Annotated in this window: 18 protein-coding genes and 1 pseudogene; 2 read left to right on the top strand and 17 right to left on the bottom strand. The window is 34.8% G+C overall.

The features are described 5' to 3' along the window. Window positions 1-112 precede the first annotated feature (112 nt). The 6 genes from F5ESL0261_RS00195 to F5ESL0261_RS00170 form a co-directional block, all read right to left on the bottom strand. Complete coding sequence (locus F5ESL0261_RS00195; RefSeq protein WP_122051720.1) at window positions 113-1,579, bottom strand: DUF4874 domain-containing protein; 1,467 nt, start codon at window positions 1,577-1,579, stop codon at window positions 113-115. Window positions 1,580-1,593: 14 nt separating this feature from the next. Beyond that, window positions 1,594-3,021: a DUF4874 domain-containing protein gene (locus F5ESL0261_RS00190; RefSeq protein WP_122051719.1), complete on the bottom strand. Its 1,428-nt coding sequence runs from the start codon at window positions 3,019-3,021 to the stop codon at window positions 1,594-1,596. A gap of 14 nt (window positions 3,022-3,035) precedes the next feature. Beyond that, complete coding sequence (locus tag F5ESL0261_RS00185; RefSeq protein ID WP_122051718.1) at window positions 3,036-4,046, bottom strand: LacI family DNA-binding transcriptional regulator; 1,011 nt, start codon at window positions 4,044-4,046, stop codon at window positions 3,036-3,038. A gap of 266 nt (window positions 4,047-4,312) precedes the next feature. Then, window positions 4,313-5,146, bottom strand: coding sequence for a PTS system mannose/fructose/sorbose family transporter subunit IID (locus F5ESL0261_RS00180; protein WP_045927286.1), 834 nt, complete (start codon window positions 5,144-5,146; stop codon window positions 4,313-4,315). Then, entirely contained in the window at window positions 5,136-5,969 is an 834-nt protein-coding gene (locus F5ESL0261_RS00175) for a PTS sugar transporter subunit IIC (protein WP_122051717.1), read from the bottom strand. Before F5ESL0261_RS00175 ends, F5ESL0261_RS00180 begins: the two co-directional genes overlap by 11 nt. A 2-nt stretch (window positions 5,970-5,971) precedes the next feature. Then, entirely contained in the window at window positions 5,972-6,463 is a 492-nt protein-coding gene (locus F5ESL0261_RS00170; RefSeq protein WP_045927284.1) for a PTS sugar transporter subunit IIB, read from the bottom strand. Window positions 6,464-6,629: 166 nt separating this feature from the next. Here F5ESL0261_RS00170 and F5ESL0261_RS00165 point away from each other — a divergent pair, with 166 nt between their 5' ends. Next, complete coding sequence (locus F5ESL0261_RS00165; protein ID WP_046331355.1) at window positions 6,630-7,022, top strand: hypothetical protein; 393 nt, start codon at window positions 6,630-6,632, stop codon at window positions 7,020-7,022. A gap of 109 nt (window positions 7,023-7,131) precedes the next feature. Here the strand turns inward: F5ESL0261_RS00165 and F5ESL0261_RS00160 are convergent, their stop codons facing one another. From F5ESL0261_RS00160 to F5ESL0261_RS00140, 5 genes are all read right to left on the bottom strand, one after another. Continuing rightward, complete coding sequence (locus F5ESL0261_RS00160) at window positions 7,132-8,703, bottom strand: ABC transporter ATP-binding protein (RefSeq protein WP_122051716.1); 1,572 nt, start codon at window positions 8,701-8,703, stop codon at window positions 7,132-7,134. A 187-nt stretch (window positions 8,704-8,890) separates the two neighbouring features. After that, window positions 8,891-9,349: a hypothetical protein gene (locus tag F5ESL0261_RS00155; protein ID WP_122051715.1), complete on the bottom strand. Its 459-nt coding sequence runs from the start codon at window positions 9,347-9,349 to the stop codon at window positions 8,891-8,893. Then, window positions 9,336-9,551, bottom strand: coding sequence for a helix-turn-helix transcriptional regulator (locus tag F5ESL0261_RS00150; protein ID WP_122051714.1), 216 nt, complete (start codon window positions 9,549-9,551; stop codon window positions 9,336-9,338). Before F5ESL0261_RS00150 ends, F5ESL0261_RS00155 begins: the two co-directional genes overlap by 14 nt. Before the next feature lie 125 nt (window positions 9,552-9,676). Next, window positions 9,677-10,633, bottom strand: coding sequence for an NAD(P)-dependent oxidoreductase (locus tag F5ESL0261_RS00145; protein ID WP_122051713.1), 957 nt, complete (start codon window positions 10,631-10,633; stop codon window positions 9,677-9,679). A gap of 290 nt (window positions 10,634-10,923) precedes the next feature. Beyond that, complete coding sequence (locus tag F5ESL0261_RS00140; RefSeq protein ID WP_045927272.1) at window positions 10,924-11,139, bottom strand: hypothetical protein; 216 nt, start codon at window positions 11,137-11,139, stop codon at window positions 10,924-10,926. 284 nt (window positions 11,140-11,423) lie between these two features. On the opposite strand from F5ESL0261_RS00140, the gene F5ESL0261_RS00135 reads away from it, so the two are divergent. Further along, window positions 11,424-11,972 carry a hypothetical protein gene (locus F5ESL0261_RS00135; protein ID WP_122051712.1) on the top strand — a complete coding sequence of 183 codons (549 nt, stop codon included), beginning with the start codon at window positions 11,424-11,426 and terminating at the stop codon, window positions 11,970-11,972. Between the two features lie 84 nt (window positions 11,973-12,056). Here F5ESL0261_RS00135 and F5ESL0261_RS00130 read toward each other — a convergent pair whose 3' ends face one another. The 6 genes and pseudogenes from F5ESL0261_RS00130 to F5ESL0261_RS00105 all read right to left on the bottom strand — a co-directional run. Next, entirely contained in the window at window positions 12,057-12,776 is a 720-nt protein-coding gene (locus F5ESL0261_RS00130) for a MurR/RpiR family transcriptional regulator (protein ID WP_122051711.1), read from the bottom strand. A 27-nt stretch (window positions 12,777-12,803) separates the two neighbouring features. After that, window positions 12,804-14,108 (bottom strand): PTS cellobiose transporter subunit IIC, encoded by a 1,305-nt coding sequence (gene celB, locus F5ESL0261_RS00125; protein WP_034978658.1) that lies wholly within the window; start codon window positions 14,106-14,108, stop codon window positions 12,804-12,806. Between the two features lie 539 nt (window positions 14,109-14,647). Further along, window positions 14,648-15,571: a type II toxin-antitoxin system antitoxin SocA domain-containing protein gene (locus F5ESL0261_RS00120; RefSeq protein WP_122051710.1), complete on the bottom strand. Its 924-nt coding sequence runs from the start codon at window positions 15,569-15,571 to the stop codon at window positions 14,648-14,650. A gap of 13 nt (window positions 15,572-15,584) precedes the next feature. Further along, window positions 15,585-15,875: a type II toxin-antitoxin system MqsR family toxin gene (locus F5ESL0261_RS00115; RefSeq protein WP_122051709.1), complete on the bottom strand. Its 291-nt coding sequence runs from the start codon at window positions 15,873-15,875 to the stop codon at window positions 15,585-15,587. A gap of 278 nt (window positions 15,876-16,153) precedes the next feature. Further along, window positions 16,154-16,426, bottom strand: coding sequence for a hypothetical protein (locus F5ESL0261_RS00110; protein WP_109585641.1), 273 nt, complete (start codon window positions 16,424-16,426; stop codon window positions 16,154-16,156). Window positions 16,427-16,566: 140 nt separating this feature from the next. After that, window positions 16,567-17,073, bottom strand: a pseudogene (locus tag F5ESL0261_RS00105) (ATP-binding cassette domain-containing protein); the annotation flags it as partial. Window positions 17,074-17,123: the final 50 nt, after the last annotated feature.

The raw sequence follows: 17,123 nt of genomic DNA, 5'->3' as shown, positions 1-17,123 counted from the left end.
ATTGGAATTAAGAAAACAGGTGAATTTAGCCTTTAATTTTTATCATAAATAAAAAAACCGATAAATCATCGTTTAAAGCGTAATTTATTGGTTTTTGTCTTTTTACAACTATTTATTTAAGCGTCAGCAAATAATTATACCCATCATCAAAATCTATATTGTTTGCCAGGCGGTTTCCCGTATTACTGTAACCAGTAAATTTAAAGGCTAAATATTTTGCCTGACTGACTAAGGTTTTATCTATCTGCCATTTGATTGGTAAAATTTGCAAAGACTGCAAATGAGCAATATCAGTTACGTCCTTAGCAGCCACTACATTTTTAGATTCATCCAGTAATACTAGTTCTGCGTTATTAATTAAAACTGGAGCAGCCAGGCCATAATTAGTTAGATTAACTTGATAGTCAATATTCTGCCCATCTGCTTGATAGCTAATATCTTTAACTGCTAAGCGATAACCCAGATAATCCCTAATATATTCATACCAAGAACGACTTATTTCATTATCATTAGTATCTTTAAACCATGATTTTTGATATGGTAATTTATATTGGTCTAAAAGTGCAGGCGTTACTAGTTGCCGTTTCCAAGCACTCAAAGAATAGTCTTTGCCATCTTCTTTGTAATTATGAGCTATACTCAATGAAGTAAAATGATGAACTGCAAGACGGTGAGCAATCAGTGGTGCAGAAATTAACTGACCGTTATTGTCTGATGCATTGGCAGAACCCCAAATCATTTCACCGTCAACCGGTACAGTCTGAGATTGTTCTGCCATCGCCTTCCATTCAGCAGAATTAGGGTCTGCACCTGCAGTATTCCACACATGAGGGCGACCAATCAAGTAATCATCATGAAATCCAACTCTTTGCCAGTCAGAACTCTGGGGATCAACATTTCGTGACTTGATATTGTAATATCTGACTTGGATAAATAAATCTTTAGGAGTATTGGCTAATAATGCCTGCAGAATTGCTTTTTCATTCATACGGCTACGGGCTCCGCTGTCCCATTCTCCCCAAGCTCCAATAAATCCAGCTTGTAAATTAGCTATTTGATCACGATGCTGAGCAATCCAGGGAGCTAGTTGCTTAATATGTGCAACCACTTGCTCAGTTGTAGGTTCCTGAGATTTGGGATGAGCATCATCCCAAATATAGGCAAAACGTAATACAGCCTGTAAATGGTTTTGCTTCAACTTTTGGAAATATTGATCCATATTATTAAAGGCAGTTTGATCTAGTGGCTTATCTTTATAATCAGTCAGATAAAAGTATACTTGTGCAAGTCGCGGATTATCATCAGCAAATGTAGCTATCGCATTTTGCATTTGCGCTATTCCTGTTTTATCCGCATTACCCCATAGTCCCATGCCGGTTTTAACATTTAAATTTAACTCTAAGCGAAAGCCACGATCGCTATTGTTAACCATTTCTTGATTTTGCTGCTCTGTTAGAGGCTTTTCTTCATATTCAGAAATAGTTGCAGCCTTAACTGAACACAAATTTTGCTGATTTTGAAATAAAAGTAACCCTAAAAATGCAGTTATTAAAGTTAGCTTTTTAAATATTTTTTTCATGAGTTATTCCCCAGTTACAATTTAAACCAATTAATACCATCTGCCCACTGACAAACATTGGCAAGACGTGCTGTGCTGTTATTAGTAGCCTGCAGCCTAACTCCGACTTTATCAGGTTGATTATGTTTTATTAACGGGATAACCGTATTTATTTCTCGGTTAGTTTGTAAAGCACTTTTTTCAACGAAAGCCTTACCAATAATATTCTGCTGTTGATCTACAGCAAATAACTCTATTTGTTTCAAAGCCAGAGGAGCGGCGAAGCCGGTATTCTTCAGTGTGAGATAAACGGCAGCATTTAAAGTGGAGTTATAACTAATTTGTTTAACTTCTAAACGGTAGCCTAAATAATCTCGCAAATATTCAAAATAATTACGTTCAATTGTCTGATTCTTTTGATCCAAAAACCATGATTTTTGATACGGCCAATGCTTTTTATCTAATAAATCAGGCGTAACAGGAACATGCTTCCAATATTCAAATGAGCCCATTTGAGGAAATTTAAGCCCCTCTGGTTTGCCAGTTCTTTTTAATTCATTTTCTAAGGTCACATTATAATATGAATTAGTTTTTATCTCATGGTAATTATGCGCAATACTTAAGGTAGTAAAATGATTTTCAACCATTCTTTGTGTGGTCAATTCAGGATCTACGTATTTTGTTTTTAAATACATAGGATTGGCAAATAGCCAGATACTTTCGCCATCAACGATTGTCGTTTTTGAATCTCTTATTAATTGTTGATACTCATTCGAATCATGATTTTTACCCGCTGTATTCCACTCGTGTCCAATACCAATTAAAAAGTCATCGTGAAAACCAATTCGTTGTTCATTCTCTTTTTCAGCAACACCTATATTACGATTTTTTATATTTAAATAACGTACCTGTACAGTTAGATCTTGAGGAGAATTTAACAGCAAACTATGTAAAATTGCTGATTCATCAGTTGTCTCACGAGCATGGGCAGACCATTCTCCCCAAGGTCCAATAATGCCTGCCTGTAAGGCATGAATTTGCTTGCGATGTTCGTGGAGCCAGCCAGATAACTGTTCCAAGTGCTGCTCTACTCTCTGCACACTAGGAGCCTGTCTATAAGGCCTTTTATCTTCAGAAACATAAGCAAAACGAAGCAATGCTTTTAAATTTAATTTAGCCAGTTCCTCAAAAAATGCACTCATATGGTTAAAAGCTTGTGCATCCAGTGGATCATGCTGGTAACCTGTTAAGTAAAAATAGACTTGTACTATTTGTGGCTGATCGTCTGTATACAGTGATGCTTCTCTTTTTAACGCAGCAATAGCATCTTCATCCGCATATTCATATATGCTCTTACCCGTTTTTACATCCAAATAAACTTCAAAGCGAAAACCGCGATCAGGGTTTGTGAGTAAAATCTTCGTTTGATCTCCACTTAACTGCTTAGGATAATAATTTTCCATTTTTTCCTCCCAAACTAATTACCAGTACTTTCTCGCAAAATTAGTTTAACTTCCAGTAGCGTAGTAGCAGCACGCGCCTTATTTTCTAATATATCTTCTCTAATTAAATGGACAGCAGTTGTACCTAGGTCCTTTTCCGGAACTGAAACTGATGACAGTCTTGGAATGTAATATTTAGACATCTGAATATTATCGAATCCAATAATATGATAATCTGCTGGAGCACGAAAACCTTTTGTGTACAATTCTCTCATTATTCCAATTGCTATTTGGTCATTTCCAGCCAAAATTCCCTTAGGAAAAATAGGTAATTGGACAATTTGTTTACCTGCTTGAACGCCATCTTCAATACTCCAACCAGAAGTACTGATTGAGCATTCATCCTGATCATGCAGCTTCATCCACTCTCGGTAACAATTTAAGCGAACTTCACCTTTTGCCAGAGTCTTTTCTCCTTGCAAGTTAGTCATATAACGCGGACCGCCAACATATACGATATTAGTTTGGGCAAACTTTTCAAGTTGTGCTAAAGCTTCTTTTACCCCGGCAGTTAAATTAGCATTGACTAGTTTTACGGAATTATTTTTATATCTTGCCTCAATAATTACAATATTAGAGTTCAATTTTTTTAATTCAGTAATGGCTGATTCGGACAGACTACCGATAACAATCACGCCGTCCCAATAATATAGTCCGTCCCAAAATGAATTATCCAAAGATTTATTCAAATAGTAGATCGAACTTAACGTCATTTTCTCTTTTTTAAGTTCTTCAATAATCCCCTGCTTTACTTGCTGATAATACGTATATTCTGCTACTTGGTCTAAATTCATAGTTGTCAGCACGCCAATGACGGGACTCTTTTTACTTTTATTTTTTGTATGATAATTTAACTTTTTAGTAGCTGCCAAAACTTTTAAACGCGTTTGATCAGTTACACTTAGGGAAGCGTCATTATTTAAAATTCGTGAAACTGTACCAGCCGAAACACCTGCTAACTGAGCTACCTGTCTGATATTAGCCATTTTATTTTCTCATCTTTCATATTTGGTTATTATAACAGGTGCTATTAAAATTCGTTTTAAAAATATAAACTTTAGAACCTGATAATCTAAACACAATCTGCTATTACAGCATTTTTGCAATTATGCTATCAAATATTTTTTGTAAATCAAAGAAAATACGGTTGTATCATTATTGTCAATACATCCGCGTTTTCTCAATTTACCCGCTTAATTTTGCAACAGGCTTTTTTCAGCAGATAATCTGATTATATTTAAATTTCTATGTTTTATGCAACAACTTTTAAATTGAATAAAATAATAGCCAGTATTAGAACAAACCAAGTTGCTCTAGTAGAGTTCATATGTTTACGATCAAGTAGCCAATAAATAAAGGCAACTAGTAAAACTGGCAGTAGGGATGGCATAATTTGATTAAAAATATCCTGCAGCTTCATCGAAACTTTTCCAGCTCTAAAGATAAACGGGATTTTTAAAGTAATAACAGTTGGAATCAAAGCTCCTACAACCGTCACTCCTAGCAGGGTTGCTGAATCAGTCAATGCGTTAAGCTTAGAGCTCATTGAAGTAACCAGGTTGACCCCTTGTTTATAGGCAAATGGCATCCAAGTATAAGCCCAAATGTAGATAACGCCTAATGCAACCATCCATAAAATAGCACCAAACGGGTTGCCTTTAAGAGCCATGTATGATGCAATCGCACCAAAAATAGTGGATTGAACGGTACCTAATAAGGTGTCACCTACAGCAGCAAATGGTCCCATAAGTCCAGTTTTAATACCTCTTACACCATCAACTGAATCAATTCCCTCTTTTTCTTCCAGAGCAATGTCGACACCTTGGATAATGGAGCCCATATGCGGACTGGTATTAAAGTACTCAGACTGCACACGCATCATTTTCTTCATATCTTCAGGCTTATCACCATATAACTTACGTAAAATTGGCATTTGTGAACCAACATAGCCTGGAGCCATCATAGTTTCGTAGTTCCAGCTTAGTGCGGAGGTAAAAATCCAGCGTAAGTTAGCGCTACGAATATCTTTTTTAGTTAACTTATGACTCTGTGTTGTCGTAGTTTTTTCAGTAGTATTATTCTTCATCACCGGTAATTACTCCTTTATCATCAACACCCATTTCAGCAGCTTTTTCTGTATCTAAGCCATTGCTACCGCTACCAGACTGGTTTTTGTCATGAATGATAGAATTATAATGATTAATGGCAAAGCCGACTCCGACAAGTGCAACACCAAGCATCGGTACGTTTAAATAAGCAGCGGCTACAAAGCCAAAAATCATGTATGCACCAAATTTCTTAATAGGCAAGTAATGCATTAAGATAGCAATACCAACTGCTGGTAACATAGTTCCGGCAGATTTTAATCCACCCATTAGCCACTGTGGCATATAGTTCAGTACATTTTTGACAAATGCTTCACCAAAAATCAACACTAACAGTACAGGAACCGATCTTGAAAGCCCCCACGGAATAGCCCCATAAAGACTATTTCGTACAACAACTTTATCATCGTTACGATCGATTGCCTTATCTATTCTGTGTGCAAAATAGGTATTAGCAAAACGAGCCAAAATATCAAGTTGCACCATCAATAGACCCACTGGAATAGCAACACCAATACCATAGTTAATGCCTTTTCCTGAAATATGCGCAATTGCAGTACCTATGATTGCTCCGGTGGCATAATCAGGAATCGAAGCACCACCAAAGGTACCGACACCTAATATCATTAACTGCAATGTTGCTCCTACGGCCAAACCTAATTTCATATCACCAACAATTAGTCCTGCAATTAATCCAGCGTTAACTGGGTTACCAAAACCAATACCAACTGTGATAATTTCATTGATTTGGAAGAAAGCAAACAAAGACAGCAAAATTATTTGAACTACACTCAATGAATTCATTATTATTTCTCCATCCGTTTATTTAATTCAGACATAAAGTCTTCTCTAGGATCGTTGGGCACCATCTGGTGATAAAGCTTTACTCCCCGAGCATCAAGTTCCTTAAAAGCCTTTATTTCTTCGTCATTAACTCCCACGCTCTTGAACAATTGCAGTCTGCCTTCACCACTTGGCAAGTTACCAACATTAACTTCTTTAATTGGTACACCTGCGTCGACCATCTTAACCAGAGCCTCTGGTTCACGAGTAATAATAAATATTTTTTGGTCAGCATAGCGTCCTTGAACAATATTGTTACTTGCACGATCTGGTGGCAAAATACTTAAAGCTGCTTGAGTGGGACGAGCTAATTTTAAAGCTGTTTTTTCCAAGTCATCCTTAGATACTTTATCGCCAACGACCATTAAGCGTTCTGCACCTAATTGCCCAGTCCATACACGAGCCACTTGACCATGAATCAAACGGCTATCAACTCTCACATTAACTAACTGCACAATTCATTACCTCCTTCTTGTTATCGCTTACATTTACTTACACCAAAATTATAGTTTATATATTTTGTTTTGTAAACATAATTTTTTTTAGTAAACAAGATTGACATTAACCTGTTTTATTAATAAGCTAATCTTAAACATCTATTATTAAAGAAAGTGTAACGGTATGATTACAGTTCAACGATCAAAAAGTAATATTTCAATGGGCAAACCCACAACTGTAATAGTTAACGGTTTAAGAGTAGGAGGTATTGCGGCTGGCTATGCTTTAAAATTAAATTTAAAAAAAGGGGACACGCTGCAACTAACTCAAGGCCTACTAAATCGCTCAGCCAAAATGATTATTAATAATACTGACGCTCATTATAAAGTTATTCCGAATCCAAAATCAGCAGGCTTAATAGCTGTCATGATTGCTGCTTTATTATTAATTCCGCCTATGATTAAAAGCTATGTCCCTTTTTCACAAAATGTTTCAGCAATTATTATCTTTTTAATCTTTTTGTTTATTGAATTAATTTTTAATTTCCGGAGTGGTTTACTTATCGAAGAAATTTAATTAAGTGTCAGCAAATGTTGCAGTTTTAACTTTTATATGCAAAAAAGCTTATTTTCTTTTTCAGAAAGTAAGCTTTTTGTTAACTATGACTCTTTTCGAAATATAAATTCTAGATATAATTATTGAAATCAATTACAGCATCATAACGCTTCAATTCTGCTGGTTCATAATGGTGAATAACCTCAATGAAAGTGAAGTCTGAATCAAACAAGTAATCATGAATTGCTTGAGAAGTTGCCTTATCTAATGAGGCATTGACTTCGTCCAGTAATAAAATTGGTCGTTTGGCTAAGATAGCCCTTGCCAGTTCAATTCGCGCTAATTGCCCGCCAGATAATTGATCCGCATTATCACCTAATTGATAGTCAAAGCCTTTTTCTTTAACCAGCTGTCCCAGTTCTAAATGATTACAAACTTCCGTGACTTCTTCTAAGGGGAGGTCTGTACCCAAAGTAAGGTTAAACCATAATGAGTCGGCAAAGATGACCGCGCTTTGACTTGAATAGGCAAACAGGTTAGTAAAAGAGCCCGGTTGTACTGCTTTTTGATTAAGCAACTCTTCTTGTGCTTGGCCGTAATCGCCATACATTAAATATTGGAGCATGGTGGATTTACCAGAACCAGACGGTCCAATGACCGCAACTTTTTGTCCTTTTGAAACTGCAAAATTAATTTGACTAGCTAATTCTTTATCCTGCCGTTTTAAAGTCAGATTTTTCACTTCTAATTGCTTAAAGTCATCAGTAGCAACACCGTTTTGCGGCTTTTGCTCACCTTTAGCAATAAATTGATTGATCTTGTTAACGATACCCTTAGTGGTAGATAAATTGTTTCGTTCATTTAAAATTTGCAAGATAGGATTAACAAAAGAATTAGAAAGCTGAGTGATCGCAAATAATGCTCCTAATGTTATTTGACCATTGACTACCAATAATGTCCCAAAAGCAAATGGTAGTAGAAAGGCACTGGCAATCGCAATAATATTAAGGTAAGTATTAGTATTATTATTCAGCACATTCATTTTGGCCAGTTTTTCTTCCAGACGTTCAACCGCACGCTTATTTTGCTTAACAGCATTGTCTTGCTTGCCGTATAAATTAAAAGTTCCAGTACCAGCTAAAATATTTTTGGTTTGGCTGACATACTTGTCGTTAGCCTTAGTCCAATCACCTGAAGCCTTTTGAATTGGTTTTTGGAAAAAGTTGGACACAACTGTAGGGATTGCTGAGCCCACGAAATAAATCAAGGTAACAAACCAATTTAAATATAAAGCATAACCCAGCGCCAAAATAACGGTATAAGTATAGATCAGAATTTCAATTTCAGCTTCATAACGATTAGTTTCTAATAACTTAAAGTCGTTAGTTAAAAAACCTAAATTAGCACTATCTTCTTCTTTATTTAGCAGCATTCCCTTTAACACTTTAGTTCTCAACTTAGTGTTAATCTGCTTAACTGCATCGGTTTTTAAGTAATTAAATAGTAAGCCTGAAATTAAGATTAAAGTCAGCGCTACTATGATCTGCGTCACTAAAGAAGGTAAGACTGAAAATTGTCTCTTAGTTGCCATATTAATCAAATTACTAAGCATATAAGCAGCAAAGATATTTAAAGTACTGTATATCAAACCGAAAACATTGAGCCAAAAGAATTTTAAATGTGAATAGTTATGGTAAATCATTATTTTTCTCCCCCAGTTTTGTTAATAATTTTTTCATTCATTAAAGATGATAAATTAATTAAACTTGAGAAGAACCGTGATTACAATACTATTTGACTAAGAGGTCACTATCAGGAAAGCAAGTGGAAAAAATTTTGTACTAAAATGCAAAGTTGCTTGGATATTATTTAGCAGTATTTATGTCTCATCAGTTTCTAAGTTCATTGGTAATACCTATAATCATTTCGATTAATAATAATAAGTTCCATAAGACGCTTAAAGTAGCGGCAATGGTTGTCAATATTATGACCGGTGTCGTAAAGCCTTGAGCTTCATACATGAACGCTGCGCTAGTTATAAAGACCAGGCTCAGAATATAAATTAGCCAGTTAGCTATTTTATACATTTGGTGATCAGTTTTTACTACAATAAACTCATCACGCTCGTCTTCATCATCTTTATCTGTACCCACAGTTTTGGCTTTATAATAAAGATAAAAAGCAAAACTAATAGCAAAAACTGCATAAATAATATTTTTCGGTATATCGGTTTGCCTGCGGTGCTGCAGAACCTCTAAGCTAATCAGCACCAGCTCAAGAAGTGCTAAAAATGTAAAAAAGCATGCTGCTAAATAATATTTGATCTTTCTTTTCTTATTCTTCTTCATTTTTTATATATTCCTGTAAACAAAATAAGGTTTCAATATCGGTCCTAAAAACTTGCGCTAGTTTATACGCCAAGATAAGCGAGGGTTTGTATTTACCGTTTTCTACTGAGATAATCGTTCGTTCAGTGACACCCACTTTGACAGCAAGTTCACGTTGCGTTAAGTGCAGCTTTTTTCTATTTTCTTTAACTAAATTTGTGATAATCTCACCTTCTTAACAATATGAAGTTAGCTTCATGTAGTTAACTTCATATTTTATTACAGTAAAAGAAAAAAGCCAAGCAAAAACCTGGTTTTTATTCATGATTATTTTTACTAATTAAAAAATTACTTATTAACTTGATTTAATGGTTTATGATCCCGTAAATATGAAATGAGATTTTGTGAAGCCTCAGCAGCAATATTCGTGCGGGCAGACAGTGTTCCTGAACCTGCATGAGGTGACAAAATTACATTATCCAGTTCGCACAAAGCTTGTGGCACCTTGGGTTCAGTTTCATAAACATCTAAACCTGCTCCAGCAATGTCCCCATTTTGCAATGCGGCAATTAAATCATTTTGTTTAATTAGCTTACCTCGGGCGACATTGATAATATAAGCTGTCTTTTTCATTTGCTTAAATACTTGAGCATCGAAAACGCCAGTCGTAGAAGGAGTTGCCGGAGCGTGCAGGGTAATCACATCTGCTGTTTTAACAAGAGTAGCAAAATCGACATAATGAACATTCTTTTTTGCTTCTTCTTGAGAACTTAACTGATGTCTGTTATGATAGATAACTTTCATGCCAAAGACTTGAGCGTACTTGGCTACTTCAGAGCCGATACGCCCCATACCGTAAATACCAAGCGTTTTTCCCTGGAGTCCCGTCCCCATATTTTCCGGTTTAGAAACATCAACCCATTTTTCAGCGCGAATGGTTTTATCATAAAAATGCAAACGTCTCATAGTTGCTAGAATTAGGGCAAAAGTCATTTCAGCGGTGGGAATAAGAACGCTTTTAGGACAATTGGCAACAACAATTCCTTTTTGCTTTGCATAGTCAATGTCAATTTTGTCATAGCCAACGCCACTAGCAGAAATAATTTTTAAGTTAGTTCCGGCATCAATTAATTCACGGTCAGCCTGTGTCCCCATGAGTATCAGACCTTCATACTCAGATAGGTGTGCTAAAACCCAGGCTCTACCTTCTTTTTCTGGTTTACGGGTCACAGCAAAGTTTTTTCTTAACTCCGTTAAACCAGCTTCTGGCATTCTTCCTGTTACTAAAACTTTTATGTTACTCATATTCTAACCCTCCCTTAGTTTGTAAGCTTTTTTCTCTTGCTTAATCATTATCTAAAAAGCTTTAAATTGAATTTTCACGTTAATGCTAATTATACTTTAGTATTTGTCTTTCATCAAAAAAGCCTGACAATATTTAAATCTTGTCAGGTATTTTCTCTTGTATATTTTCTGTTAGATTTATTAATTGCAGTGGCACTTTTTTAGAAATGTGTGCAAGATTTTTAAAAAGACTATTAGTAACTACATATATAATTTGACCTTATTTAATGATGCCATAATCTTTTTTAATTTTATTTATCTTGCGTTAACTTAAGAATTGCACTGACGGCTGATGCTGCAATAGCTGCTACAATCAACCAGCCAAGGGCATTTCGCGGTCTGTTATAGGTAATAATCGGTCCCATACTCCACAACTGATTTTTAGCGATGGCTACAGCAAAAATACCAATCACGACAAGCCACAAAACAATTGCTAACACCATAGTTAGTCTTTGAATATTTTTCATTATTATTTTCTCCCGCATAAAAAATTATTTTGACTATTTTTCTAGCATCACGTACTGGACTTATATCTGTTTTAGCACAAAGCAGGAGTTAATTTTCTTAAAAAATACTTAATTTATAGTATATAAATTTTTGCTTGTTTGCCTAAATCTATATTCAACTTACTAACAGAATGATCCATTGCGCACATAAATGAGCTGGTCAAAGCTAAAAAATATCAGTACTATTTTTTATTATTAATGGGCAGTATATAATGGACAGTAGTAGTAATAATTGGGAGGTAAAAATGAAATTTAAGAAAAAAATCATTACATTATTAGAACTAATTAGTGTGGTTGCCGGTTTTGGTATAGCGTATAATTCTGTAAGTACTGTGCAAGCAAAAACCAATACAACCACTTTTCCCAAAAAGATGCGTGGAACCTGGTACGCTTATTTCAATAAGAAGAAAATCTTGAAAAAGACTTTTACTAAAAATAAGGAAATCACTTACGATACAAAGGGCAAACACATACGCTACTTACACAAACAACCTAAGGTTTTTCCTGAATCTAGTAAAAAGAATAAAAACTGGATTTATCGTTCTGAAACCACAAAAGTTAAAGGTCATACGTGGTACGGCATAAACAGGATAACCATGCAACCAGACTCAACAGGCGAATACTACAGTGTAGCCAAGTTAAAAGGAAATTCGGTTTTGGGATATGCTATCGCACATGGAGACACTTTTGAAAGTGAAGACGTTCATTGGTATCGCAGCCCTAAATTAGCTAAAAAGTTCAAGAAAACTCACTATAAAGACTTTGACTTTAAAATCGTCTATAATTTAGATTAATGATTTAAAACTACTAACAAAAAACAGTTAGAAGTAATTCCTGTGTTATTATTTCTAACTGTTTTATTATGTTTAATATAAAATTTATTGTCCTGTAGTGTTTAGCGCCCGCGATAATCGTTCAAGCAAATATACAACTGGAACCTGAGTAGTTAAATTAATAGTTTGACCGATAATTTTAAATTCTAGATGATAAGCAAAGTTTAAATCCGACAAATGCGCAATCGTATTATCTTCATTATTAGTAATACTGACAATTGTTGCACCTAATTGCCGAAAATTTTTTACCTGATCAATAGTCGGCTGACCCTCACCACTTACTGAGAGCACAATAACAGTTTTACCATGAAATAAATCCCGGCTTAGCTCTACTGGATAATAGGGATCACCAATTGCAAAAGCATTTCGCCCATTATTAACAAACTGGCGGGCACCATATTCACACAAGTCACCAGAGGATCCTATTCCAAAAAAGATAAAATCTTTTGTCTTGCTTGCAATTTTTTTGAAATGAGCAATCTTTTTGTCATAATCGGTTAAAAAATCTTGCGAAAAATAATATTGTGCCTGATAAGTAATATCATCAACTACTTTATTTCTGTTCAACTCTTCTTTAATTTCATTTTGTAAATCGTAATAATGTTTATAGCCTAAAGCTTTTAAGGTTCGTACTACAGAAGCAGGTGAAACGGACAGAATACCAGCAAGCTCACGTAAAGTAATATCTTTTACTTCCTTTTTATTAGCTACAATATAATTGTATATTTGCAATTGTGTTGCTGTCAGTTTCTGCTTTGTATGCATTTTTATACCTCAATTTAGATTTTTAATTTAAGCTTTTGCCTGCTCCATTTCTTTTTCAGCTTTTAGTTTAGCATTATCCATGCTCTTAAAGAAGCCATAATATATCAATGTATCCATTACGATATTAAACAATTGCATCACTCCGCCGGAAATATGTCCCGTGGAAAGAATTCCGGATAAAATTGGCGGTGTTGTCCAAGGTGGATATATTCCAATCGTTTTAGCTACCCAGCCCATTTTCATTGCAGTGTAAGTTGCAATAATATTGGCCATTGGCGCTAAGATAAATGGAATAATGATACGATAATTTAATACAATAGGTGTACCAAAGACCACCGGCTCGTTAATGTTAAAAATAGCTGGACCGATTGAAATTTTCCCCAATGCCTTCATTTCTTGGTCTTTAGCAACAAAAACCATTAAAATAACAAAACCGAGTGTAGCACCACAACCACCTATTCGGACAAAATTATCAAAAAAAGTTTTGGTAATAATATTAGGAAGGGGCTTGTTGGCCTTAAAAGCCGTGTAGTTTACGCTTAATGCAGCATATAATACTGGGTCAATAACACCAGAAATTGCGTTAGCACCATGAATACCAAAGAACCATAGTATACATACTACTAATTCAATTACGATCGCACCGCCTAAAGTATTGGTAACTTTGCTCATTGGTGCTTGTAAGAAGAAAGTAATCACATTTGGGATGCTCTTCATTGGAGTAGCTTCAACTCCAAGTCTGATTAACCAAACTACAAATAATGAGATTGCTCCCGGAAATAGTGCAGCAAATGAATTGCTTACGGCTGGCGGGACAGAATCTGGCATTTTAAAGACCAAATTTTTATGCATCAACCAAACATACAAGTCAGTAACAAATAACCCAACTAGCAATGCGGTAAATAACCCTGATGAATCAAATTGATTCAGAGGGATTAGCAATCCGCCATCTTTTCCAACTTGCATTGGAATTGTTAAGATAAAAGCTCCTATCGCTACAATCATTGCTGAAAATGGATCAATATTTTTATAGCTTCTGGCCAAACTGTATGAAATACCGGCTACAGCCACTAACCCCATAATATGAAATGACGCATTGGTAATATACTGTACTACATTAGACCAATTTGGACCGAAAATACTGGCCATAAAGTCCAAATAGCCTTTAACGGGAAACTGACCAATAATCATAAAAATTGAACCAATAATGATCATTGGTACAGCAGCTGTCATCCCATCACGCAACGCTACCATGTGTCTGGCACTAGATATTTTGTTAAAAAAAGGAATCAATTTTTCGTTAAGAAAATTATTTTCTTTTTTCTCAGACATTTTCCACACTCCTACTACTAGTTTAAAAGCAATTATGCAATCGCTTACATATAAATATAGTCATTTTGTTTCAAAAAGTCAACTTTTTTATGAAACACGTTTCAAAAAAGGCTCTAAAAATTTAATAATTATTGCTCGCAAAAAATTATAGAGTTTAAATGAATGATATTATATTTTCACTATTAAGCATGCTTGAAATTTTAATTTTTTCTAATTCGTTTTTGGCGGCATTATTTCCTATTAACTGCAGCTATAGCTACTGACTGTTTAGCAACTTTTTAAGACCAAAAAATCTGTTTTTTTACATTGCTTAAGGCTCTTCTGCCTTCTACAGCAATTCTTGCACAAGACTAATTTATTCATATTATAGTATTGGATATGAAAAAAGAGACCTTGTAAACAAGACCTCTTCTCTGAATTTCAAGCAGCCTCTTTTAAGGCGGTTAGCTCAGTTATATGTTAAGCAAAAGACTGATACTACAACTCAATAAATGTATTGAGCCCCAAATTAGGACACTTATTATTTATTTTTTCTTAAACTATTCTTCTACTCCTCGTTTAAATGAATCAAAAATCAACTGATCTTTAATTATCTCTCGATCAGGAGTTAAATCCCATGGTGATCCAGGTCGATGAGTCTTCTTACTTAATCGAGCAGCATTGTAATTAATGTAATCCTCATTAACCTTATCTAATAAATCGACAATCTCACTATCTTTAGAAACCAGGTTATAGTCATCCATGGCCTCTTTGTCTGGTTTACCAATATCTAAAACACGCTTACCATTAAACTTTTTATGTACTTCAGTTATTACTGGACCATATTGTAAATGAATAATAGGAGAAGAAAACAGTCTACTTCTAGTTTTAGCTAAAAATCTACCATATGCAAAATAGAGAAGCTTATTGACTTTCATTTGCGTTAATGGATCAATATTCAAATCATTATCCCGCTCAAAATAATTTTCAACTCGAAACCAATTGGCTAACTGCACAGCAGTGAATCTAGGTTGCTCAGGTTGTGATTCCACAATACTATCACTATGGTTCAAATAGGAATTAACTTTTGCTATCAATTCATCAGAATATTTATTCTTCTCATCAGAAATATATTGTTCAAGTACATTATCGCTCTTTATGAGAGCTTTTAACAACCTATTATTAGCCTTTGTTGGAAATGCACCCGCTTCGTAAAGAGCAATCGTATTTGGACTTAATCCAGTTAATTCTGCTAAATTACGTTGTGTTAATCCAACTTTAGCTCGATATTGTTTTATTTCTTTTGGTGACAATAGACCCATTTCGTCACGATATTTTTGACGGGCAATTTCAGCAGCTTGATCATCTAATGCCTTATCTGGAATCAGTTCATTGGTTTTACTGTCAAAAAGGGCTGGTGCTGTTACTGTATACTTATGTCCATTAATAGTATAAATAGTAGTGAAATCCTTTTGGTAAGCCATATAACCCCCTCCTTTAATAATCAAGATGGAAACTAATAAATACTACTTTTTGATTATCTTCAGTAAACACGAATTTTATATAGTAAGCTTGTCCATCGCTTGTTTTAAATACCCAGACAAATTGTAATAAGTTACTTCTATTCGGTTCATGTTTAACAAAATCACTGATCGACAACTGTTTAACTATTTCTTTCGCCAAAGTCACTGAAACTGGCATTGCCATTTTGTCTCTTCTTCGGACCATTTGAAAATGATCATGCTTTACCAAGAATTTTAGCCTCGCTAATGCCTCAGCAACTTCCATTACAAACCTCCAAGTATCATTTCTACGTTATTATAGCATCTACTACTAATCAGTAGCAACTAGCAAATATTATACTTTGTAGTTCTATACAGGTTCGAAAAAAAGAGGAGATAGAGACAACGTTGCCCTATCTCTTCTACGACTCTATAATTTATCCTGTTGGCGACCTCAACTTCAACTTTAAGTATAAAAAAGCAGATAAAAATATTGTCATACTTCTATCTGCTTCCTATTTAGGATGTTTGGCAAAGAGCCGTTATATTTATAATCAATACTACTTAACAAGAAGCATTATTTTTTCTTTTCTTCAAAAAACGAGTTATTTCTGTATATATAGCAATGACCATAACTACAGATACATAAATCGTACCCAACATGATTTCTGTGAACCAAAAATCCTTTATTGCGCTTGCCTCATGGACTCCAAAAATCATTGTGCCAAAACTATAATATGCAGAAAAAAGTGTGATCAAAATCAGTCCGACCACTATAATCAGTAATAAACTTGTTAGCCAATCTAAAAACTTTTTAATAGAATTCAAACTTGTCACACCTTCCATTTCGCTAGAGTATATAGCAAATACTTACTTAAAATAGTTTAATTTCAAAGTTTGCTGCTGCTCTTAATTTCGACTTTGCTTACTAAAATACTTTAATTGTAGCAAAATGCGCTTTTTAGACCAAATCGAATTTAGATATAAGCCTCTTTTTGTAAATTATACATATTGTGATAATCAGCATTATTCCTGATTAATTTTTCGTGTGCATCAAAGCCCAGAACTCTGCCATTTTGTAAAAAGAGAATCTTATCCGCATATTTCACGGCTGACAAGCGATGAGTTACAAAAATAATTGTTTTGCCTTTGTTTTCTGCCAAAAAATGCTGGTAAATTTCATTTTCACTTTTTGCATCCAAAGCCGCAGTAGGTTCATCTAATAACTCCACTTGAGCATTAGTATACATGTCCCGTGCAAGTGCTATTCTTTGCCACTGTCCTCCTGAAAGTTCTGTACCATTGGCAAATTCCTTACTTAAAATTGTATTTAAGTCGATCTTTTTATCTTTAAGCAATGCTTCTAAAACTGCCTTCTTCATCGCAGCTTTAATTCTTGCGTTATCGCCTGGACGAAAAACTGCTACATTGTCGGCCAAACTCAACTTAAATTTGGAATAGTCCTGAAAAGTTGCAGATAAATTTTATCGGTAATTTGCGGTGCAAAGTAATTAAATTTTGCACCGATTGTTTG

This window comes from Lactobacillus sp. ESL0261 (genome assembly GCF_003693025.1).
Lineage (GTDB): Bacteria > Bacillota > Bacilli > Lactobacillales > Lactobacillaceae > Lactobacillus > Lactobacillus kullabergensis.
The sequence above is the reverse complement of the archived record's forward strand: the minus strand, read 5'-3'. Positions and strand labels throughout refer to the sequence as shown.

Coding starts and splice junctions, on each gene's coding strand:
- F5ESL0261_RS00195 (WP_122051720.1), bottom strand. CDS start 1,579: ATGAAAAAAATATTTAAAAAGCTAACTTTAATAACTGCATTTTTAGGG.
- F5ESL0261_RS00190 (WP_122051719.1), bottom strand. CDS start 3,021: ATGGAAAATTATTATCCTAAGCAGTTAAGTGGAGATCAAACGAAGATT.
- F5ESL0261_RS00185 (WP_122051718.1), bottom strand. CDS start 4,046: ATGGCTAATATCAGACAGGTAGCTCAGTTAGCAGGTGTTTCGGCTGGT.
- F5ESL0261_RS00180 (WP_045927286.1), bottom strand. CDS start 5,146: ATGAAGAATAATACTACTGAAAAAACTACGACAACACAGAGTCATAAG.
- F5ESL0261_RS00175 (WP_122051717.1), bottom strand. CDS start 5,969: ATGAATTCATTGAGTGTAGTTCAAATAATTTTGCTGTCTTTGTTTGCT.
- F5ESL0261_RS00165 (WP_046331355.1), top strand. CDS start 6,630: ATGATTACAGTTCAACGATCAAAAAGTAATATTTCAATGGGCAAACCC.
- F5ESL0261_RS00160 (WP_122051716.1), bottom strand. CDS start 8,703: ATGATTTACCATAACTATTCACATTTAAAATTCTTTTGGCTCAATGTT.
- F5ESL0261_RS00155 (WP_122051715.1), bottom strand. CDS start 9,349: ATGAAGAAGAATAAGAAAAGAAAGATCAAATATTATTTAGCAGCATGC.
- F5ESL0261_RS00145 (WP_122051713.1), bottom strand. CDS start 10,633: ATGAGTAACATAAAAGTTTTAGTAACAGGAAGAATGCCAGAAGCTGGT.
- F5ESL0261_RS00140 (WP_045927272.1), bottom strand. CDS start 11,139: ATGAAAAATATTCAAAGACTAACTATGGTGTTAGCAATTGTTTTGTGG.
- F5ESL0261_RS00135 (WP_122051712.1), top strand. CDS start 11,424: ATGAAATTTAAGAAAAAAATCATTACATTATTAGAACTAATTAGTGTG.
- F5ESL0261_RS00130 (WP_122051711.1), bottom strand. CDS start 12,776: ATGCATACAAAGCAGAAACTGACAGCAACACAATTGCAAATATACAAT.
- celB (WP_034978658.1), bottom strand. CDS start 14,108: ATGTCTGAGAAAAAAGAAAATAATTTTCTTAACGAAAAATTGATTCCT.
- F5ESL0261_RS00120 (WP_122051710.1), bottom strand. CDS start 15,571: ATGGCTTACCAAAAGGATTTCACTACTATTTATACTATTAATGGACAT.
- F5ESL0261_RS00115 (WP_122051709.1), bottom strand. CDS start 15,875: ATGGAAGTTGCTGAGGCATTAGCGAGGCTAAAATTCTTGGTAAAGCAT.